The 21,491-nt window shown below is 53.3% G+C and carries 16 protein-coding genes and 1 tRNA gene; 6 read left to right on the top strand and 11 right to left on the bottom strand.

Features of this window, described 5'->3' with window-relative positions:
* Window positions 1–4: 4 nt before the first annotated feature.
* Complete coding sequence (locus tag ACFSR7_RS10320) at window positions 5–1,339, bottom strand: LLM class flavin-dependent oxidoreductase (protein WP_378161196.1); 1,335 nt, start codon at window positions 1,337–1,339, stop codon at window positions 5–7.
* 204 nt (window positions 1,340–1,543) lie between these two features.
* On the opposite strand from ACFSR7_RS10320, the gene ACFSR7_RS10325 reads away from it, so the two are divergent.
* Window positions 1,544–3,508: an ABC transporter substrate-binding protein gene (locus ACFSR7_RS10325; RefSeq protein WP_378161198.1), complete on the top strand. Its 1,965-nt coding sequence runs from the start codon at window positions 1,544–1,546 to the stop codon at window positions 3,506–3,508.
* A gap of 119 nt (window positions 3,509–3,627) precedes the next feature.
* On the opposite strand, the gene ACFSR7_RS10330 is transcribed toward ACFSR7_RS10325, so the two are convergent.
* The 7 genes from ACFSR7_RS10330 to ACFSR7_RS10360 all read right to left on the bottom strand — a co-directional run bounded on the left by ACFSR7_RS10330 (window position 3,628) and on the right by ACFSR7_RS10360 (window position 12,999).
* A complete protein-coding gene (locus ACFSR7_RS10330) occupies window positions 3,628–4,233 on the bottom strand; it encodes a hypothetical protein (protein WP_378161200.1) in 606 nt (201 codons plus the stop codon).
* Between the two features lie 140 nt (window positions 4,234–4,373).
* Window positions 4,374–6,215, bottom strand: a complete 1,842-nt coding sequence (locus ACFSR7_RS10335) for a glycoside hydrolase family 127 protein (protein ID WP_378161202.1) — start codon at window positions 6,213–6,215, stop codon at window positions 4,374–4,376.
* A 25-nt stretch (window positions 6,216–6,240) separates the two neighbouring features.
* Window positions 6,241–7,011, bottom strand: a complete 771-nt coding sequence (locus ACFSR7_RS10340; RefSeq protein ID WP_378161887.1) for a carbohydrate ABC transporter permease — start codon at window positions 7,009–7,011, stop codon at window positions 6,241–6,243.
* Window positions 7,012–7,067: 56 nt separating this feature from the next.
* The gene (locus tag ACFSR7_RS10345) at window positions 7,068–7,955 is read right to left on the bottom strand and encodes a carbohydrate ABC transporter permease (protein WP_378161204.1); all 888 of its coding nucleotides are present in this window, start codon (window positions 7,953–7,955) and stop codon (window positions 7,068–7,070) included.
* Between the two features lie 93 nt (window positions 7,956–8,048).
* The gene (locus ACFSR7_RS10350; RefSeq protein WP_378161206.1) at window positions 8,049–9,512 is read right to left on the bottom strand and encodes an ABC transporter substrate-binding protein; all 1,464 of its coding nucleotides are present in this window, start codon (window positions 9,510–9,512) and stop codon (window positions 8,049–8,051) included.
* A 128-nt stretch (window positions 9,513–9,640) separates the two neighbouring features.
* Window positions 9,641–11,407, bottom strand: a complete 1,767-nt coding sequence (locus ACFSR7_RS10355) for a cache domain-containing sensor histidine kinase (RefSeq protein ID WP_378161208.1) — start codon at window positions 11,405–11,407, stop codon at window positions 9,641–9,643.
* A complete protein-coding gene (locus ACFSR7_RS10360; RefSeq protein ID WP_378161210.1) occupies window positions 11,404–12,999 on the bottom strand; it encodes a response regulator transcription factor in 1,596 nt (531 codons plus the stop codon). The genes ACFSR7_RS10355 and ACFSR7_RS10360 overlap by 4 nt, the downstream gene beginning before the upstream one ends.
* A gap of 318 nt (window positions 13,000–13,317) precedes the next feature.
* On the opposite strand from ACFSR7_RS10360, the gene ACFSR7_RS10365 reads away from it, so the two are divergent.
* A complete protein-coding gene (locus ACFSR7_RS10365; protein WP_378161212.1) occupies window positions 13,318–14,238 on the top strand; it encodes an alpha/beta hydrolase family protein in 921 nt (306 codons plus the stop codon).
* Window positions 14,239–14,387: 149 nt separating this feature from the next.
* On the opposite strand, the gene ACFSR7_RS10370 is transcribed toward ACFSR7_RS10365, so the two are convergent.
* Window positions 14,388–15,020 (bottom strand): TetR/AcrR family transcriptional regulator, encoded by a 633-nt coding sequence (locus tag ACFSR7_RS10370; RefSeq protein ID WP_378161214.1) that lies wholly within the window; start codon window positions 15,018–15,020, stop codon window positions 14,388–14,390.
* 278 nt (window positions 15,021–15,298) lie between these two features.
* Window positions 15,299–15,386 (bottom strand) — tRNA-Leu (locus tag ACFSR7_RS10375).
* Between the two features lie 173 nt (window positions 15,387–15,559).
* Here ACFSR7_RS10375 and ACFSR7_RS10380 point away from each other — a divergent pair.
* From ACFSR7_RS10380 to ACFSR7_RS10395, 4 genes are all read left to right on the top strand, one after another.
* Window positions 15,560–16,714, top strand: a complete 1,155-nt coding sequence (locus ACFSR7_RS10380; protein ID WP_378161216.1) for a polysaccharide deacetylase family protein — start codon at window positions 15,560–15,562, stop codon at window positions 16,712–16,714.
* A gap of 102 nt (window positions 16,715–16,816) precedes the next feature.
* Window positions 16,817–18,145 (top strand): spore germination protein, encoded by a 1,329-nt coding sequence (locus tag ACFSR7_RS10385; RefSeq protein WP_378161218.1) that lies wholly within the window; start codon window positions 16,817–16,819, stop codon window positions 18,143–18,145.
* Entirely contained in the window at window positions 18,138–19,223 is a 1,086-nt protein-coding gene (locus tag ACFSR7_RS10390; RefSeq protein ID WP_378161220.1) for a GerAB/ArcD/ProY family transporter, read from the top strand. The genes ACFSR7_RS10385 and ACFSR7_RS10390 overlap by 8 nt, the downstream gene beginning before the upstream one ends.
* The gene (locus ACFSR7_RS10395; protein WP_378161221.1) at window positions 19,220–20,296 is read left to right on the top strand and encodes a Ger(x)C family spore germination protein; all 1,077 of its coding nucleotides are present in this window, start codon (window positions 19,220–19,222) and stop codon (window positions 20,294–20,296) included. Before ACFSR7_RS10390 ends, ACFSR7_RS10395 begins: the two co-directional genes overlap by 4 nt.
* Window positions 20,297–20,312: 16 nt before the next feature.
* Here ACFSR7_RS10395 and ACFSR7_RS10400 read toward each other — a convergent pair whose 3' ends face one another.
* Window positions 20,313–21,443, bottom strand: coding sequence for a GGDEF domain-containing protein (locus ACFSR7_RS10400; protein ID WP_378161223.1), 1,131 nt, complete (start codon window positions 21,441–21,443; stop codon window positions 20,313–20,315).
* Between the last annotated feature and the right edge of the window lie 48 nt (window positions 21,444–21,491).

The raw sequence follows: 21,491 nt of genomic DNA on the forward strand, positions 1-21,491 counted from the left end.
CTTGTCAGCTTCCGATACCGGCGCTCTCCTTCACATACCGATTTTCCCGGAAGGGCAGGCCAAGATTGCCGCGCAGCGTGTCGCTCTCGTATTCCGTGCGGAACAATCCGCGCTCCTGCAAGATCGGAACGACCAGGTCAACGAAATCTTCCAGCCCTCCGGGAACGGCTTCGAACAAAATGAACCCGTCCGCCGCGCCGGCTTCGAACCATTGCTGAATCCGGTCCGCCACCTGCGCGGGCGTCCCGATGAATTCGCTCCGCCGCGTCGCCGCACGCAGTGCGACTTCGCGCAGCGTCCAGCCATTGGCCCTGGCATCCGCCTTAATCTTGTCGGTGCCGCTCTGGAAGCTGTTGCGCCCCAGCTCTCCGATGTCCGGGAACGGCTCGTCCAGTGGATATTGACTGAAATCGTGGTGCTCGAAAAACCGGCCAAGGTGCTCCAGCGCCTTTTCGACGGTGACAAGCTCGGCGATCTCCCGGTACTTCCGTTCGGCGTCCGCTTCCGTCTCGCCCACGATCGGTCCGATGCCCGGGAACACGAGCACTTCATCCGGAGAACGGCCGAACGCGCGCGCGCGATTCTTGATGTCATTATAGAAAGAGACCGCATCCTCGATCGTCTCGTGTCCGGTGAAGATGGCGTCCGCTTCCTTCGAGGCGAAGTTCTTACCGACCTCAGACGATCCCGCCTGGAAGATAACCGGCTGGCCTTGAGGAGAACGCGCGATATTAAGCGGCCCCTGGACGGAGAAAAAACGACCTGAGTGATTCAGCGTATGCAGCTTCTCCGGATCGAAAAAAACGCCGGTCTCCTTGTCGCGAACGAAGGCGTCGTCCTCCCAGGAATCCCACAGGCCTCTCGTAACTTCCAGATATTCCGCCGCGATCTCGTAGCGCTGGTCGTGCTCGGGATGCGCTTTATTGTTGAAGTTGGCTGACGTCCCCTCGAGCGGAGAGGTGACGATGTTCCAGCCGGCCCTTCCGCCGCTGATCTTGTCGATCGTGCCGAATTGGCGCGCGACCGTGAACGGCTCGCTGTAGGTCGTCGACAACGTCCCGACAAGTCCGATGTTAGCGCTCTGCGAAGCGAGCGCGCTTAACAACGCGATCGGCTCGAAGCGATTCAGGAAGTGCGGAATCGATTTCTCGTTGATGAACAAGCCGTCGGCGATAAAAATAAAATCGAGCTTGCCCTCCTCGGCCTTGCGCGTCCAGCTCTTGTAAAGCTCGAAGTTGACGCTTGCATCCGCTTGAATCTTGGGATGCCTCCATCCGCTTACATTGCCGCCTACGCCATGAAGCGCCGCGCCGAACTTGATCTGCCTGCGATTCGCCATTTCGTTTCTCTCCTATTCGCCCTATATTCCTATTAATTCAGTAGGTTTTATTCCATTGTACGTCTCCATGGAAGCGATTGACTAATCAATAAATCCAATTGATGCATTCAAACTTTAAATCGCAACATTGAGAATCATTTTCAGTTATAATGAGGCTCAGCCTTATATAGATCCATAACTCGCCATGATCAGGAAGTGATTCATTTGATTTGGAATGACCGTCTATTGCTGTGGAACGAAGCCAGCGTCAAGCTGCTCGATATCAGACATCAGAAAATGGCCAAAGGAGACGAGCTTCGCAATTACAAGCTGCCCTCCAGCGCTTTTCTATGGATGACGCGTGGGCGTGGACAGGTATTGCTGAACGGAAACGGTTATACCGTCAATGGTTTTCATCTGCTTCATGGCGGTAAAGGGATGCGTCTGGATGTATTCTCGTCCGAGGATAACTTTGAATACTATCTTGTTTTATACAAGGCGCTGATGGCTTTTTCCGGAAACCGCTACCTGAATCGGCTGATGAAGTACAGCAACCCTTTCCGCATGGAATATGAATTCGTCCCTCATGATCCGCTTGCCCTTCATATGAAAATCCAGACGATGGAGCAAAGCTGGAGCAAGTATAATCTGCCGGATAGGCTGTATGCAAAAGGTGTACTTTATCAATTCGCATCCGAATTGTTTGGTCAGATGGCTGCGCAAAAGAAGGTTGCGGTGCGAGTCGACCTGGTGTCCCAAGCTATGCGCTACATAGAGGAAAGCTATTCGGAGCCCATTACGGTTGAAGGGCTTGCCGGACGGCTAGGCTGCAGTTCTAGCTTCTTGTCCCGTTTGTTCAAGCAGCAACGAGGAACGACGCCGATAGAATATTTGACCAGAATCCGAATCGCACAAGCCATCAGACTTTTGTCGGAGACAAAGGCAACGCTGCAAGAAATTACATCAAGCATCGGTTATCTGGATGTCTACTATTTCAGTCGTGTGTTCAAAAAACAAACCGGTTTGCCTCCCCTGCGCTTCAGATCATTGGCAACGGAAAAATCAGTTCAGAAAAGTCCATTTTTTCGTTCAGACCAAGCCATTGTCCGTCACAACAGCCGCCAATATAATGATAATGATTCTCATTTCGAACCAGAGGGAGATTTAACGATGATGAAAGATTTAAAAATGTCGGTTGGCACAGTGATGCTGCTCTGCATGGCATTGCTGTTCGGCGGCTGTACAAATTCAACAGGTTCGACCGATCTGGCTGTCGCGTCCGGGACATCAACGACTGTTGCACAAAACCAATTGCAGACCAAGGTCGTTAAGCATCTGATGGGAAAAAGCGAAATTCCGAACAACCCGCAGCGTATCGCCGTGAACGGGCTGGAAGACATTATGCTGGCACTTGATGCTCCAATGGTACATGCCCAGTCCTTGAAGGGACAATATTTGTATGATAGATTACAGGAAAAAAAGATTCCGTCCGTTTATACGCCCGGCAGTATAAATTTTGAATCCATTCTTGACTCCAAGCCTGACTTAATTGTTGCCAATCTCTTGGCATCGGACCAAGCGTCATACGATCAGCTAAGCAAAATCGCACCAACCATCGTCTACGATCGGAGCGACTGGAGAAGCTCCATAATCGCCATCGGCGAGGCCATTAACCGCGAAGACAAGGCAGCATCCATTATCCAAGCCTACGATGAAAAGCTGAGCAAGGCAAAAGCGGCTATCATTGCAAAAATTGGAGCTGATCGAACGATAGCTTTTATTCGACCGTCGAATAAAGATGTTCAACTATTTTTCCCGGCATTCTCCTATACAAGCATTGCCTACAAAGATTTAGGCATGACATTGGATCCCGTTCTGGCGAAATTGCAAGAAAAAGAGGAAGAAGGAAGTTGGGGCATTGAAGCATCGCTTGAAACGCTGCCCGATTTGAGTGCGGACTATTTATTCGTAACAGCAGGCGGATCTTTCGATTCCGAGGATGAAGCAACGGCGGCTCTTGATGAACTGACCGAAGTCGAAAACCTAGCTGTTTGGAAGAAGATCCCTGCCGTACAGCAAGGTCATGTGTACAAAATGTCCGCCCGACATTGGATGCTGAACGGACCTACTGCAGATAACATGAAAATTGACGATGTTCTGGCCGCCTTTCAAATACAATTTGCGCTTTAAGCCGCGTTCATAAATGACCGTGCTTACTGATTGCGTACAAATAACGCCATGCGCTTCGAGTGCGCATGGCGTTATTTTGTTTCAACCTGCTTGTTTCTTAAGTGCGCCGTTCCCCCCTGCTACAGCCATCGCTGTCGCACGTCGGATTCCGGGTCGCGAATGTCCGCTTTCGGGTGTGCCACGCGGCTGCCGTCCTCGATTGGCGTTTGACCGGTGTTTTCCTCGAACCCGGCGTTTTTCACATAACCTTTACTTACGAACGTGCCGAATTTCAACTGAATGTTGCTTCGATAGCTTCCCTGGTCCACGCTCGTCATGGCGGCGATCTCACTTGGGCCCGTCATATAAAGGCTGCTCCATGCCTTGCCGAACGGGGTCCAGGGCGCAGCTCCGTTTAAATACCACGAAGTGCCGTAGTCGTCGCTGAAGGAAAGATTTCCGCTGTTGGAAGTAACGGCAAGCTGACCGTCGGGCAACGAGAGCAAGAAGGGCGCCGAGTATTGGCCCGGGATCGTTCTGCCGATCCCGCTTGACCAGGTCGTTCCATCCATCGAGGTTTTGTAATGAATGTTGCAGTTGTCGGTCCCGCATACTTCAAAGACGACCATATACTGTCCAATGTTCATCTTGGTCCACACAGGCATGCCGGGTCTTGCGGCCGCGTTGTTCGAATCCCAGGCGACCCAAATCTCGTTGCCCCAGGTGACGCCGTAATCCGTCGACACCCGCTGGGATATGATTTAGGAGGTCCCCCATATGACCGATCGCGAGCCGACAAGCACGTCGCCGTTCGGCAACTGAACATTTTTATTTTCATCACATAAATCCCTCCATTTTAAAATGGAAAGCAAATTTATGTCGATCGTTAATAGAGATACAGTCGCCTATCTTCCGCCTCTCGAATCCACACCTCCATAAAGCCTTCTTCCCGGTTATCCCACGCATAATAAGGAATCATTATACAAGGCTTTCCTTCTTCCGCTCGGCGCGTCAATACGGTTACGCCGCCAAGCAGGTCCGGCCGGTAATGGATATTCAGCGGCTCACGGGCAGAAAGGGTAAAGGTATCGTAGGTCAAATCCGGATTGTCGGCTTGCTCTGCGCAATACACGATGGGACCGCGCTGAATGGCAAGGCGACCGCGATCGGCTTCGACCTCCTCCCTGGCGCGAACGACCTCTACGGGCATATCGAGTTCAAGGACGATGACGTCTCCCTGCGACCATTTGCGATCCACGATCAGATAGCCGCGGTCCGTCAACGCACCGGCTCCAAAGTGGCTCTCGCCGCCGACCTTTAGCTTGTAGCCTCTGCACCAATCCGGCACGCGCAATCGAATGACGAAGTTCTCTTCTCGTTCAGGGTGAACCGCAAGCTCGATCCTGCCGTCCCACGGATAGTTCGTCGATTGCTTCAGCTTCACGACAAGCCCGCTGCCCGTCTCGAATTCCGCTTCGCTGTTCATGAACTGATTGACGGCGAGCCCGTCGTCGGTCCTGGCATAGGCATACTGGCCGATGGAAGGCAAATATCTGGCCAAATTCGTCGGACAGCAGGACGTGCCGAACCATTCTACGCGGTGGTGGCCGCCCTTCGACGCCAGCGGATTGACGTAAAAAAACTTGTCGCCCGAGAGCGAGATGCCGGCTAAAGCGCCATTGTACATCTCACGCTCCACTACGTCGGCATATTTGGCGTCGCCGAACAGCAGGTTCATCCGATGATTCCAGAACGCCATCGCGATGGCGGCGCAAGTCTCGCAGTAGGCCGACTCGTTCGGAAGATCGTAATCGTAGGTAAAGCCTTCATTGTGTTTGGAAGGTCCGATCCCGCCGGTCACGTACATGTTGCGCTCCACCGTATGCGCCCATACCCGATGCAAGGCATCCACGTAGGCCGGATCGCCCGACGCGTGGACGACGTCCGCCATTGCCGTGTAGAGATACATGGCGCGGACGGCGTGCCCGGTCACCTTCTCGATGTCGCGAACCGGAACGTCGTCCTGGCAGTAGGCCGGCCCCCATTCTTCTTTATCCCATATCTCGCCTTTTCCGTGACCGTGACCGCGTTCCTCCAGCAGCCAAAGCGCAAGCCGCCAATAACGCTCCTCCTGCGTGACACGATACAGCTTCACGAGCGCCAGTTCGATTTCTTCATGTCCTTCCACCCAGTGACGCTTTCCGGGACCGAATACGCGATCGTAATGGTCAACCATCCTGCATGCGACGTCGAGAAGCTTGCGTTTGCCCGTCGCTTCGAAATACGCAACCGCCGCCTCGATTAAATGACCGCCGTTGTACATCTCATGCTTTTCCATATCCGTCCATTTGCTCTTCGGCGCAACTAATGTAAAGTAGGTGCACAAATAGCCATCCGGTTCCTGCGCGGCGGCGATAAGCTCGATGATCCGGTCGATCTCCGCTTCCAGCTCCGGATCCCGATCCGACATCAGCAGATAGGCTGCGCCCTCCAGCACTTTGTACACATCGGAGTCATTGAAATAGATGCCTTCAAACTCGCCGTCCATGAGACCGGCAGCCTTGGCGAAGTTCGAGATACGCCCGGTTTTTTCACATTGCTCCAGGCAGGCTTTGATCGTGACCTTGCTCAGCACTTCAAGACGCGGACGCCAGAAACGATCAATGATCGTCACCTTCGTAAAAGGAACGCCCTGCCAATTCAAAAGCGGTGCTTCTGTCGGTATCATTCGGGTTATTCCTTCCTTCGTTATTTCATCCTTTAAGACCGGTCAGCGTAATCCCTTCAAGGAAGTAGCGCTGCCCGACTAAAAATACGATGACGCAGGGCAGCACGACGGCCGCCGAAGCCGCCATGAGCAGATCCCATTGCGCGGAATAGGAGCCTTGGAACATTTGCAGGCCTAGCGCAAGGGTAAACAGGCTGTCGCTTTTCAAATAAATAAGCGGTCCCATGAAGTCGTTCCACGAGCCCAGAAAGCTGAACAAGGCGACTACGATAATGGCCGAGCGGCTGAGCGGCAAAATAATGCTCCTGTAAATTTGAAAATAAGTCGCGCCGTCCACGAAGGCCGCTTCGTCGAAATCCCGCGGAATCGTTAAATAAAATTGACGCAGCAGAAAGATATTGAAGATGCCGCCGCCGAAATAGGCCGGCACGATCAACGGGTAAAAGGTGTCGTAGAAGCCGAGCATTTTCCAGCCGAGAAAGCTGGGAATCAGAGTGACGGCCGCCGGCAGCATCATGCTGGACATTAGGATGCCGAATACGGCGTCCCTTCCCTTCCATTGAATGCGCGAAAACCCGAACGCCGCGATGCTGCTCGTCAGTACAGTGCCGATCAGCACGCCGGCCACGATGATCAGCGTATTGGTAAAGAAGGTGCCGAACGGCAGAACCGTTAGCGCTCGATGAAAATTGTCCCATTGGAACGGTTTTGGAATCCACGCCGGCGGCATGGTGAAGATTTGCGACAGGTTCATGAGCGAGCTTCGCAGCAACCAAAGGAACGGAACGATAAACATGGCCGAGATCAGCAATAATGCCGTATAACCTGCGGTAAGCGCCAGTCTAGATTGCCTCACGCACGCTCCCCTCCTTCGTAATGCACCCATGACTTCGAGGTTTTAAATACAAAAAAGGTGAAAATGAGGATGATGACGAACAGCACCCATGCCAGCGCGGACGCGTATCCCATCTCGGTATCCCGGAAGCCTGTTCGCCAGAGATAGAATACATAGAACAAGCTCTTATTGTTCGGTCCGCCCTGCGTTAATATATAAGCCTCGTTGAACACCTGGAAAGATCCGATGATCGTCATAATCGTATTGAAGAAAATCGTCGGCGTGACCATCGGAATCGTAATGTGGCGCAGCTTACTGTACCACCCGCCGCCATCCACGTCGATCGACTCGTAATACTGCTTGGGAATGCCCGACAGCCCCGCGAGGAAAATGATGACCGTCCCGCCGATCCCCCACAGCGTAGTGATGACGACGGACGGGATGACGCTGCCCTCCGAGTACAGCCAATTGCCCGTCGGCAAATGCAGCCAACCGAGAACGGTGTTGATCAGGCCCAGATCGGGATTCAGCAGCCACATCCAGATCATCGCCGACGCGACCGCCGGCACGATGCTGGGCAGGTAGATGATCGTGCGGAAGATGGATCTTCCCTTGACGTTCAAGTTAAGCAGCAGGGCAATGACGAATGAAACGATAATAACGGCAGGGACCCGCAAAACGACGAAGTAGAAAGTTACGCCAAGCGATTTATAGAACAGTTCGTCTTCACCCGAGAACAGCTTCGTATAATTATCGATTCCGACGAATGCGGTTTGCGCTTTGAATACGTTATAATCCGTCAGGCTCAGCGCCAAGCTGGCGATCATGGGACCCAATGTGAAAATGATAAACCCGAGTATGGCGGGCGAAGTGAACAACAATCCGTAAAATAGCCCTTTTCTCATGCCTGCCTCCGATCTCGAAGCTTCCCGCTCGGGAAGACGGCGATCCTGATCAAGAACGCCGTCCTCCCCCTGATGAACGCTTTGTCTGAAACCTTATTCCTTCACGTCGCGGCGGCCCTTCACCTGCGCTTGCGCCTTGGCCGCGATGGCATCCAGCGCTTCTTGCGCGGACTGTTGACCGAGCCACACTTTATCCAAAGCGGGATTTACGATGTCCATGATTTTGTTGAAGTTTTTCACATAGCCCGTCGGCGTCTGGTGGCTGTCGTTCAACAGAACGTCAACGATCGCGTCTTTATATCCCGATGGCCGGGAATCGAGGTTTTCCGTCCATTTGGCGAGCAATGCCGGATCCGTATACCAGTCCCGATAAGAGGGCATCCACGTGCCGGCCGTAATGAGGTCGATCGACGACTCCGGGTCCATCAGCGCCTTCAGCAGCTCCCAGGCCTCTTTCGGATGTTTGGTCGATTTGAACATCGAGAACATCCCGCTTACGACGGTCGTCATCGGTTTTTGCATGATCGGCAATACGCCGACGTTAAAATTGAACTTCGATTGCGCCAATCCCGCGGTGACCCATTGCCCGTCAATAGCCATCGCCACTTTTTTGGTCTGAAGCGCGATGTTCGGAGCCGGAATGTTTTTCGCTTGAACTGGAGAAGGCGCGACATGGTGAACGTTGATCAAATCCGCGATTTTCTGAAGGGCGTCCACCGCGGCCGGCTGATTCAGCGCGAACGATTTCCCGTCTTCGGAGATGAAGTCCCCGCCGTTGGAGAAAATAAAGTTGCTGTAGCCTCCCCACCACGTCGGAAAGTTCACGCCGAATTGCTTGATGTTTTTAGGATCGAAGGCCGGATCAAGCGCATTCCTGCCTTTGTTGTCGATCGTCAGCTTCTTGGCGACTTCGATGAACTCATCCCATGTCCATGCTTCCGACGCTTTGGCAGGCGGAGGCGTCAGGCCGGCATCTTTGAAAATATCTTCGTTATAAAACAAGCCGAACGACTCGGGGCCCGGTCCCAGGCCGATCACATTGCCCGGCTCGAGCGAATACGTAATGTTCGGAACCAGTCTGTCCGCATTGATCTCCGTGTCCGATGAGAGAAAATCCTGGAGATTGTAAAATTTGCCCTGCTCCGCAAGCGGGAACGCAATGCTGGCGGACTCCATCTGCGCGATATCCGGCACGTCGTTGCCTGCTACCATCGTCGTCAGTTTGGTGTCATAGTCGGCGGCAATATGCTGAAGCTTAACGGTGATGTTCGGATATTTGTCCTCGAACTTCTTGATGGCCACCTTATAGGCGGCGACCTCCTCCGGCGCTCCCCATACCGTCATGCGAAGCGTGATCGGTTCGTTCGACAATCCTTCGCCTGTTGGAGCCGCGCTGGCCGTGCCGGCCGGAGCCGAGCTGCCGGGAGCTGTGCCGGCAGGGGAGGAGGCGCTGCCGTTTCCGGCGTTCGAGTCGGACTTCGAGCACGCGGACAGTATCGTAACGAGCATGATCAGGAACGCAAGCAGAACGGATAACGATTTCCTTTGTCGAGACATCTTCCGGACCCCTTTCGATTTCAACCTTGTTGATTCATAGCTGCAGTCTATGATGTTTTCATTATAAGTTCGGATGTAGCGCTTACATAACCCGAGCCAATTTGGAATGGTGGACTTCGTTTGGGTGTTTAAAGGGGAAGTCTGACGGTCACTCTCGTTCCGGCGCCCTGGGCGGAGTCGATGGTGATTCCATACGCTTCGCCGTAAGTCATTCGGATACGGGCGATCGTATTTTTGATGCCGACCGAAGACGATTCCCGATATAGGATGGCATGAACCGTATCGCTGCTCATCCCCCGTCCGTTATCCGCGATCTCAAAATGACGCGTGCCCTCCTCGATCCAGCCGCGTATGCGAATGCGCCCACCCGATTCGATCTGGTCGAAGCCGTGCAATATCGCGTTCTCGACAAACGGCTGGAAAAGAAGCCTCGGCAGCTTGTACGGGTACACCTCCGAATCGATCTCGTAACTGACCGTGAACTTGTCCTCGAACCGGACGGACATGATGTAGAAGTAGTTTTTCATCCATTCGATCTCCTCGGACAGATGAACCGCTCCCCATTCCTTCCGCGAAGTATAGTGCAGCATGTTCGACAGGCAGACAAGCATTTTGCTAAGTTCCTTCTGATCGTTTTCGATGGCCGTCCAGTTCATGACATTTAACGTATTGTATAGAAAATGAGGATTCATCTGCATGTTCAGCGCCTGGATCTCGGCCTCCTGTTCCTTTAGCTTGATCTCGTAATTTTCCGACACCAACAAACGGATCCGGTCGTTCATTCGATTGAATCGCTGGAGCAAAATGCCGAACTCGTCGTTCGTGCTGACCGCAACCTGCGTCTGAAAATCCCCTTCGCCCACCGACCGCATCGCGCCGAGCAGCTTCTTGATCGGATTCGTAATTCGGCCCGAAATAAAATAAGCGAATAGAAGGGAGACGATTCCCATGATGACGGCGATCAGCGTGATCGAGGTACGGATAAACGGAACCAGACTGCCGGCGAGCGTCGATTCGGGCGTCAAGACGACGGACAGCCAACCGGTAACCTGCGAGCGATCGAAGCAGACGATCGTATTGACGCCTTCGAGCTTGATTCTCCGCGTGCCGCTGCCGTCGCGCTGTACCGCTCTCACCCAATCGTCCGAATAAACCTGCGTGATTGTGCCATTCTCGCTGCCGGCGACGATGCGATTGTTCGGATCGAGCACGAAATAATGAGAGCCGTCGGGAATGCTTTTCTCGTACAGGGCGTTTAATGCGTCCGCTTTGAAGTTGATCGTAAGCACGGGCCGCTCTACGTTCGCATCCAGCTTCTCCAGCGTCGTGTTGCTTAAATAGGAGAAATCAAGGACCCGCGTCGCGGAGAACAGATAGCGAAAGTCGAAAGCCCCCTTCGTCAAGTACGCCTGGTCGAACATCTTTACGAAATCGTAGGTCGGGTACCAGACCATCTTGCCTCCCGCCTGCCGTGCCGCACGATAAATATCCGATTGCGTCGGATCGCCCTGGGGCAGCGGCTGACCGAAAGTAAAATAGGATGTCCACAGCTGATAGGCGTACACGTCGTCCATCTGCGAGAAGTAGCCGCGCAGCCGATCGGACACGAGACGATCGGCGGCAAGCAGATCCGCCTTATTGTCCGGCTTCAAGCTATTAAAAACCCGGAACAAGTCTTTGTCTACGAACATGGACGCGCTGTTCTGCTCGATGATCCGCAGCTTGTTGTCCATAATTTCGTTATTTTTCTTGACGATCTCGTAGACGTTCTTCTGCGCTTGTTCCGTAACGACGCGCAGGCCCGTCCGATAGAATAGCGTCCCCAGCACGATCAGCGGGACGGCAATCAGGAATATATAGCTGGCCAACAACCGGGAGCGGAAGGTCATTTTCATGCCTCGCCGCTCCTTTGCGGCAACGAAGTATGTTTATAGGCTTCCGGCGACATGCCGTATTGCTTTTTGAACACCCTGCAAAAATATTTCGTATCCTGATAGCCGCACTCGGCGGCGATTTCGTATATTTTCAGCCTGTTCGCGGCCAGCAGCTCCTTGGCCTTCCGCATTCTGGTCTCCGTGACATGCTCGGAGAACGTCCTTCCCGTCCGGCTTTTGATCAGCGTGCTGAAGTAGGACGCATTAAAGAAAAAGTGCTCGGCCGCCCGCTCAAGCGTCAGCTCCTCCTTCGTATGTTCCCGTATCCACTGCAGACACGCGGTCACGACCCTTTCGCTTTTGTCCGCTTGAGACTGCCCGATCGAATCGTGCACCTCTCGGAGTCGAGTTTCCAGTATCTCCATCAAATCGTTGAAGGTGCGGCAAAAGGGAACCTCTTTTAAAGCCGATTCTGTGAGAACGTTTCCAATTTGCCGATCGACATCATCGCGAATTCTGCTTTTGATCTTCATCAGGGTAAGCGCGGCGCATTGTTTAATCTGATCGGGCGCCGCATGGCCGTTAGCGGCAAGCTGATTAAACGAATCCCGGCACATCTCTACGGCCAGTTGCGCATCGCTTCCTTGCAGCGCTTCGTACAGCTTTTCCCCGTCAAGAAGCAAGGGTGCCCGGACCGGACGAAGCTCATCATGGAATATAAGGCCGTTCCAGCAATCATGGAAGTTGTATTGCCGGGCCGCTTGCGCTGCGCGGTAAGCTTGAGGCGCTTCCGTCCATAAGCATCGGCAATCCGGGCCCACGCCATGGGAGAGCTGTCCGTATTCGGCCCACGCCGCCCCCAGGGAGGCGACCGTCCGACGAATTTCATGCTTGCTTGCTCGGGCTGACCGGGACGTTCGGACGATCGTAACCGCCTGGTACAGTTCCTCGTCCAACACGTTCAAGGAGAATGTGCTCGCTTCGCCGAATGCCGACCATGCCTGCTCCAAACGCTGCAGCCATGCCGTTTTATCCCATTCCGCCCGATGTCCGGGTTCGATCCGGAATTCCGTGAAAACAACCGTGCCGCTCCCGTGAATCCACGAGAGCGCATCCAGCTCATTCCGCTCCGCTTCCGTCAAACTTTCATTCAGCCAGGACATAAGAAGGCGGTTGCGATAGACGGGGGAAGTGAGATTCAGTCGATGTTTTAACGCTTCCGCCTCCGAATGCTGCCGGGATTGTTCGACCAGCTGTTCTTCGATGCGGCTGAGCACATTCTCGACCTTCTCGGCCTCCACCGGCTTCAAGAGATAATCGTAAGCCCCATGGCGTATCGCAGTCTGGGCATATTCAAACAGATTATAAGCCGAGATCATGACAACCTTGGTCTGGAGACGTTCATCTTCAAGTATTTTCAGAAACGAAAGCCCGTCCAGATTCGGCATCCGAATGTCGGTTAACACGGCATCGGGTTGTTCGGCCCTGACGAGCGCCAGGGCGCTTGCGCCGTCATTCGCGACAAGCACTTGATCTTCGGGCCGCAGGGCGTGAATCATTTTTGCCATGCCTCTGCGATGCCTCGGCTCGTCGTCGACGACCAGTATTTTCATCTCGTTCCACCCTTTCGTCCGCGCTTACGTCAGATGAATAGAAAAAAGCCCCTTCTTATGGACAGGCGCTTCACATTCCATTTCGTTTATTTCGGCGGCCAGCATTAGAGATGATCGCAGCCTCTTCTATTATAGTCAAATCGTCGACATCCCAAAATGCCGATTATCATTAGATAGGTGGATTAATATTTGCTTTTGGATCACTTGCAAACGGAACTTTGTTCCGTTTATAATTGGAACATCGTTCCGCTTACGTTTGTATGACATGTAACAAGGCGACGAACCCCATCCGATGTAAAAAGAGGAGATGCGTGCAAGATGGAAATCAAGAATAGCGCACCAACGCCAGTCGTCTCGGTGAAGCCGGTCATCCTATCGGCCCCGGGCCGTGGCGAGGATCTGCAGGTTCGTGTGTCTGCGCCAGCCAGTGGGAGCGAATTGCCAATTATTATATTCTCGCACGGCTTCGGCCAGTCGCTCGGAAGCTACGACCCATTGGTCGATTTCTGGTCTTCTCATGGCTTCGCAGTCATTCAACCCACCCATCTGGACTCGAGGACGCTGAACCTTCCGCCGGACGATCCGCGCACGCCGTTGATCTGGCGTATCCGAGTCGAGGACATGATACGCGTCCTCGACCAGCTTGATCTGATTGAAGCTTCCGTTCCCGGCCTCAGTGGGCGTCTCGATCGAGAGCGAATCACCGCAGCCGGACATTCCTGGGGCGGCCAGACGGCGAGCATGCTGCTCGGCGCGCGCGTCCTCGATCCCGAGGGAGTACCGGGAGAAGACATGACCGACCCGCGGATCAAGGCGGGCGTATTGCTTGCCACGCCCGGCAAGGGCGGAGCTGACTTGAGTCCGTTCGCGGCTCAGCACTTCCCCTTCATGCACCCCAGCTTCGAAAATATGCGCACGCCTACCCTTGTGGTCGCGGGGGATCATGACCAGTCCCTACTGTCCACTCAGGGACCGGACTGGTTCACCGATCCGTATTTCCTGAGCCCGGGCAGCAAAAGCCTGCTCACGCTTTTCGGGGCAGAGCACTCGCTCGGCGGCATCCACGCATACAACGCCAAGGATACGACGGACGAGAACCCCGAAGGCGTGGCTGCGCTGCGGGCGCTTACCTTGGCCTATCTCCGCACCGCGCTCTACCCTGAGGACCATGCCTGGACTGAAGCCCGTGAAGCGTTGATGGACGCATCGCATCCGCTCGGTCGAGTCGAATGGAAATGAAACGCTAAGGAGCTTGCTACGCGTTATGTCTGACAATTGATGTCGAACAGAAAAAGGCAAATGAATCGGGTTGCGAAGGACGCAAACCCATTCATTTGCCTTTCTGAGCGGCGGCGGATTTACTTCTAGCCGGATCGGAGCGACAAGCGCTAGGAGGACGCGTCTGCCGAAGCGCTTGCGCGGTAGCGCAGCCCATCTACGAGCAGAGCGACCATTTGCCGAGTAAACTTAGCATCGCCGTTGTGTATTCCCGTACAGAGGCTCGCGGCAGCCCGGAGCAAATCATACGGCTCGACGTCGGCGCGCAGTTCACCGGCAGCCGCCGCGGTATCAAGCAAGCTTCTCAGCACGGGATTCAGTCGCTTTTCGAAGTAAGCAGGCAGCGTTTCGTATTCCGGGTTGCCTGAGCCTAGCGCCGAGGCGAGTCCGCGTTTATTCGCAATGAAGTCCACATATCGCTGCATCCATCGCGCCAGCGCCTCGGCGGGCTCATACTTGGCGGACAAATCGGCCGCTGTATCCGCGCAAGTATCGACTTCGTTGCGGAAGACGGCTACGATCAGGTCCGAGCGCTGCGGAAAATGGCGGTAAACCGTGCCGACGCCAACGCCGGCCTTCTCGGCGATCTCGCGCACCGGCGCGTCCACGCCCGAAGTCGCGAACACCGTCATCGCGGACTGGAGCAAAGCATTGATGTTGCGCTGCGCGTCGGCGCGTACACGTCGATTCGCAGGTTCGTGAGTCTCCAATTCCTTATTGGGGACTTCCGTTTTATCGCTCATCAAGTCGTCCCCCATCCCTTTAATTCTTATCGCCGTTCATCCCTATACTCGAGTAATCATACTATTAACATGAACTTGACTCAACTATGGATTGTTGACCACATGGCGGAAGAGGCTTTTCCTTTGTCCGGAAAAGCCCTTCAATTCGGCTGTTCGACATGAGATCGACGATCGGTTCGATCTAAGCGCTCGATCTCTAGAGTCAAGATGCGTCCGATCATCCAAAAAGCCCCTGAATCGTCGCAGGGACGAATTCAGGGGCTCGTTCATTATAAGGGTGGTGCGGTCGAGAGGACTCGAACCTCCACGGGGGGTTAGCCCACTGGAACCTGAATCCAGCGCGTCTGCCAATTCCGCCACGACCGCATATCTGTCTTGTCTTTTTGCTTCCGCAAGAAGATAAATTAGATTATATAGGCCTGTCCAACAAAAGTAAAGCTTTTTTTTCGGTAACTTATCGGCGGGCTTTGTCGTCTTATACGGGTACCCATCAACCGGTCGCACAATCTCAAGCGACCGGTTACGCGAGGAGATGCACCATGATTTTAAAAGCGCGGTTTATCGCATTGTCGGTCGTCCTGCTTTTGTCGGTCGCCATGTTTTGTCTATTCTTCGTTCAAACCTACCATAGCCGATTTCCTTTTATCCAACGTACGTTCTACGGTGCAGCCCGCCCTGCAGTCGTCGCGGGGGAACATGCAAATGTCGATTATTCGCCCTACCCCGGCCTGAAGGCAGGCAACGCGCAACCCGACGGACATTATTATCGCAACCGCGTGATCGTGCTCATGTATCATGACGTTTCGCCATCCCCGACGGACGTCCACTCGCTGTCCGCAAGCAACTTCGAGCGACAGCTTCAATTGATGAAGGACAACAATTTTCATTGGATCACGATGAGTCAGTACCGCAACTTTATTCTGCACGACCGGCCCGTGCCCGAAAATGCAGTCCTGTTGACGTTCGACGACGGTTACGAGTCTTTTTATAAGTACGCTTATCCGCTGCTTAAGAGATATGGAGCGCCGGCTACAAGCTTCCTCATCGTAGGCACGGTCGGCAATCCGAAGATGCCGGGCGTAGAGAAGCTGAACTGGGACCAGGTTAAAGAAATGCACCGCAGCGGCATCGACTTTTACAGCCATACTTACAATCTTCATTATTACGCGCCGACGGACGCGCGGGGCAAGCACCCGGAGCCCGCCCTCTCGAGCCGGCTTTATCTGAAGGACAAAGGACGCAGAGAGACGCAGACCGAGTATGAAGCGAGGGTGGATGCGGATCTGAAGCAGGCCAACGACGTGCTGAAGCAGGAGCTGGGCGAAGACAATCACGTACTCGCCTTCCCGTACGGCGCTTTCTCCGAGTCGTTGCTGCAGATCTGCCGCAAGCGCGGCATCGACGTGACGCTGACCGTCAAGAGCGGTCTGAACAAGCCGGGACAGACAAACGGTTTTCGGTTGAATGCAGGCGGTATGAGCAACAACCCGGAGCTTCAGCTCGCGCTGATGAAACAAGCGAAGCAACGCCTCGGGAACGCGCACTTCGATCGTTCTCCGACCTATAAGCGCTATGCTATCGCATCCTTGGCCGTCACAGCTGCCGCCTTCGCTGCTTGGGTTTACGTTGGCATCGCACTGTTCAGGCAACGCAGAACATCCTCAGCCTCTTCGAATTCTAATTCTCACCACTAACGCTTCGGCAGTCTCAGTGCGTCAGCGCCCCCTAATTCACTTCGCGCGTTTACCTGATTCCTTTAAGGGGATACTGGAAAATTATCGCGAGGGGCGTGACGCATGAATCTGCCGGCGTTTTTGATGTCGAGACAGGAATTGGATTCGGATCTGTTCCTGCACCCTACTGTTTTGGCCTACCAACCGGTCGTACTGGCCGGTTACAATTCTCAGATCGATCTGCCGCAAACGATCGTCTTTTTGAGACAATTGGCCCTTAACGCCGCCTCTGCGGATAGACAGCTGTTCGAACCGGAGAGCGGAATCGGCTTTCCGATGAACGATCCGGACGAGCACCAGATATTGAATGCAATTGCCGAAGGCAATCTCCTTGTTTATTCGAACACGGGCGATCGGTGCATGAGGCTGGTCCCGGTCAGGCGGACGTTGTCCCGCCCCATTGAAGCTCCGACGACGGAAAACGTGCTTCGGGGCGCCATCAGCGCCTTCAACGAAGATCTCGATACGAATATCGGGCTCTTAAAAAAACACATATCCTCCGACAAGCTGCGAATACGAGCCTATGCGTTGGGAAGTGAACAACGCAGAAGGACGGTTCTTCTCTATGTAAAGGGGCAGGCACCCGATCGCCTCGTGCAAGCCATCGTAGAGAAACTCGAAGCCTACCCGGAGCGGGACATTCCCGATCTGGAGGCATTATCCGATCTGCTCGGATTTACAAAGTGGACGCTAATCACCCGTTACAATACGACCGAGCTCCCCCAGGAAGCTGCCTCATCGCTGAACAAAGGCAAGGTTATTCTGCTGCTTGACCGGTTTCCGTTTGCGCTGATGCTGCCCAGCTTGGTTTCCGACTTATTCGTCTCGCAAAGCGATCGCAACTTCCCTGCGTTTTTCCGTCTTTCCTTCCAGATCCTCCGCGTCCTCGGCGTGCTGGTCAATATTTTGCTACCCGGATTGTACGTCGCGCTCGTATCGGTCAACCCGGAGGTGTTGCGGATCGAGATTGCGTTGTCGATTGCCGGCAGCCGCGAAGGCGTGCCTTATCCGGCGCTAGTCGAGACGCTGCTCCTGCTGCTCGTGCTTGAATTAACGCTCGAATCCACCATCCGTCTGCCCAAAACGATCGGTCCGACCATCACCATGGTCGGCGGCATCACTCTGGGGCAAGCCGTCGTGCAAGCCAAGCTGGTGAGCAACATCCTTATTATTATTTTGGCGGCTTCGACGATCGCAAACTACACGATTATCGGATTCCTAAATGCGACGTCTATTCGGCTTTACAAGTACTTGCTGCTGTTCATGTCGGCGATGTTCGGCGTATTGGGCCTGTTTGTCGGCATCTTGGTCGTTTGCGCGTATCTCGGCTATGTCAATACTTTCGGATTCCCTTATCTATCACGCTGGAAAGCAGGAGACCGCCATGGATAAGAGCCGCCAGGTCGTTGTGATCTATCTCGTCACGCATTTCGGCCTCATTTTTTTCCTGTATCCGGCGGACATTATTGCCAGCGTTTCCGTTGGCCACTGGAGTGCCGTACTGTTCGGATTTGCCATCCATTTTACGTTGATCGGCATCTATTTAAAAGGCTTAAGCTACTTCGCGTCTCAAAACGTAATCGACATCTTTACCGGCGTCAGCAAAGTTTTCGCATACATTATGCTGCTCCCGCTGGCGCTTTATTTTTTGTCGATCATGATTATTGCTATCCGCGCATACGCCGAGATCGTATCCGTCATTTTTTTGAGCGAAACGCCGATCTGGACGATCATGCTGCTTTTCCTGATCGTAAGCACCCTGGTTTCATTATCGGGCATTGAACCGCTTATGCGGACCGGCGTACTCGTAGCCCTACTGTTCTCCCCGTTCCTTATTCTCGTTCTCATCTTATCTTTTCAAAATGTGGATTGGCGTTACGCACTTCCCGTAATCGATCGCGAAGTCGCTTCCTTCTCCTATTTATTGAAGCGCCCTTTTTTGCAGAGCTTATTCGCTTTTGTCGGCGGATTTTTGTTTTTAGGTTTTATCCCCGCTCAAATTCCGTTTAAAGGTCGCAAAATCGTATGGTTCAGCTTGGTATTGCTTCCCTTTTTTTTACTCTCGGTTTATGTACCGATTCTGACTTTCGGAGAAAATACCGCGTCCAAATTCCCGTTCCCCTTCATAATGGCGGTGGATACGGTGGATGTCAGCTGGCTCATGTTCGACAGAGTCACGATCTTTTTCATGATCAGTCTTTTATGCTTTGTCATTTTGTTTCTAGCGCTGGTGATGTGGACAACCCTGTCGCTGCTGAAGCGAGGATTGCCTTTTATTAAAGTATCTGTGGCAAGCGTGCTGCTGCCGATTTTGGTTTTTATCGTTTGCATGCTCGTGCCGAACTGGAGCGCCATCGAACAACTGTTGTGGTGGAACACGTACCTCCGCCTGTATGCGGCCATCGTCATTCCGCTCACGACTTTGACGCTGGGTATTGTCCGCCACCGGAGAGGAGCCGTCGGGCAATGAAGAAACGCGCTTTGCGGCTTGCATTATTAACCGTTTTTTTGGCAGCAACCCTGTTCTTAGGCGGGTGTTGGGACATTAAAGACATCAATCATCGTTCCCTGCCGATCGTCATGGGTGTCAAGAAGGCGGATAACCTCTACACGGTGCTGCTTCTGATTCCGGATGTCAGTCAGAGTCAACCTGGCGTAAAAATCGTTTCAGAAACCGGAGATACCATCAATGAAGTGCTGGATATAATCAATAAAAATATGGAAAACAAAGTCGATTTGCTCCATTTGAAGGTCATCATATTCGAACGTTCCGTGGCGGAAAAGGGATTGGGACAAAGCATAGAGAGCTTCATGCGGGCGCGGGACATTCCGAATAAAACGTATGCTGCAATAAGCGACGGAAGTCTGGAGCCGCTTTTTGACAAGCTGAAAACTTCTTCGACAATCGGCGGCACGGAGATTTACGATTTTTTTGAAAAAAACGCAGGCTGGTCGCCGGAAGTCGTGCAAACCCGAATTTGGGAAGTATTCCGCAGCATGGACTCGTATACGCGGGACGTCGTCATTCCGACCCTTAAGCCCGGGCAAACGACAACCATTGAAAGCACCGGCGCGGCCGTTATCAAAAAAGGGAAGATGGTGGGTACCATCGGCTCGGAAGAGTCGCTTTTGTACAATTTGTTCAAGGGAACGGGAACGCAAGGAAAAATCGAGGTGATGGATCGCGCAACGGTCAAGGTCGTATCCGACCGGCTGACCCAAAGCAGCAGTCTGAAAAACGGGAAGCCGATCATCGACTGCCTCTTGCATCTAAAAGTTACCGTACTTGAAACCGTAGGGACCCCTTCCGAGTCCGAAATCAAGCGAGAGCTCGACGAACAGCTGTCTAAGCGGTTTCAGTCGATGCTCCGATCGACCCAAACGAACGAGGCCGATATTCTAGGTTTGGGACAGCTTTTCCGCGACAAACTCTCCCGCGACAACTTGAAAAATTGGAGATCGAATTATTACCCGCGCATGAAAGTCAACATTCGGGTCCATGTCATTATTCAGAACGAAGGACTTTTGAAAATTAAAAGTTAAAGACCTCTTATCGGAATCAGACGGCGAGCGCCACGGAAGCCACTTTGTTTTTCCCTGTCCGCTTGGCTTCGTACAACAGCGCGTCCACGTCCTCGAACAGCTTCTCCTTGGTATACGGACTCGCATAGCTTTTTAAACCGATACTTACGGTCACGGCTCTGCCGTCCAATTCGGGATGCGGCGACTTGGCCAGCTCCGATCGGATCAGGTCCACCAAGGCATACGCCTCCTCAAACGACTGCTCGAATAGCAGCAGGGCAAACTCCTCGCCGCCGTAGCGAGATGCGATGTCGGCCGGCGATATGCGATCCTTAATCACGCGCGCGACGTTCGCAAGAATCGTATCGCCGACGCGATGGCCAAAAGTATCGTTAATCGACTTGAAATTATCGATATCGATCAGAGCCAGATGAAAAGGCGCGCCTCTGTCCGCGAATTCCATCGCCTTCTCGTAAAATTCATGGAAGGACATATGGTTGTACAGGTTCGTCAATGCGTCCGTCTTGGAGCGCTGCGACATGACCGTATTTTCCACCAGCAGCTGCTGTTGGGCGATCATCGCCGCTTCGAGATCGAAGACGAGGTCGCGTCCGCTGATAATGATGTAGCTGGCGGCAATCGTGCTGAGCACAAAAAACAGAATGATGGCGATCAAGTCAAAAGCGGTAACAAAAGAACGAAACCCTGCATCCCACTGGTATAAAGCTCCGAACCCCGCGGCCTGCAAGACTGCCGTCAACCAGGTCATGTTCAACCTGAAAAACAAAATCGACGCAAAGATCGGCAGCAGCATGATGGCAGGGATAATTCGTATGTCCATATTTAAATGGACGATAATCATCGAGATAATTGTTCCCGCGAGGAAAATCGAATAGAAGGAATAACGTCCGGCCTTGAAAAGAATGAAGTGGGCGCATGCTGTGACACCGCTCATGAGCAGCGTGGGGTAAAGCAGGATATGCAAATAAAACTCGTTTGCACTAGCCTCGTAAGGAAGGAAAAGATACGAAAACAGCTGGGCCAAGAAGTGGGCGCCGATCACAAGCCAATACGTCCATATGAACCATCGCACGTATTGAACCTGCCGCTGCTTTTCGATAGCCGCGAACGAGGGGCTGGAGAAATACCGATTACGCTTATTTTTCATTTTACACCACACTTACCGAGTCTAGTTGCTGAAGGATGAATACTACAT

The organism is Cohnella sp. GCM10020058 (assembly GCF_042683485.1).
In the GTDB taxonomy this organism is placed as follows: domain Bacteria; phylum Bacillota; class Bacilli; order Paenibacillales; family Paenibacillaceae; genus Cohnella.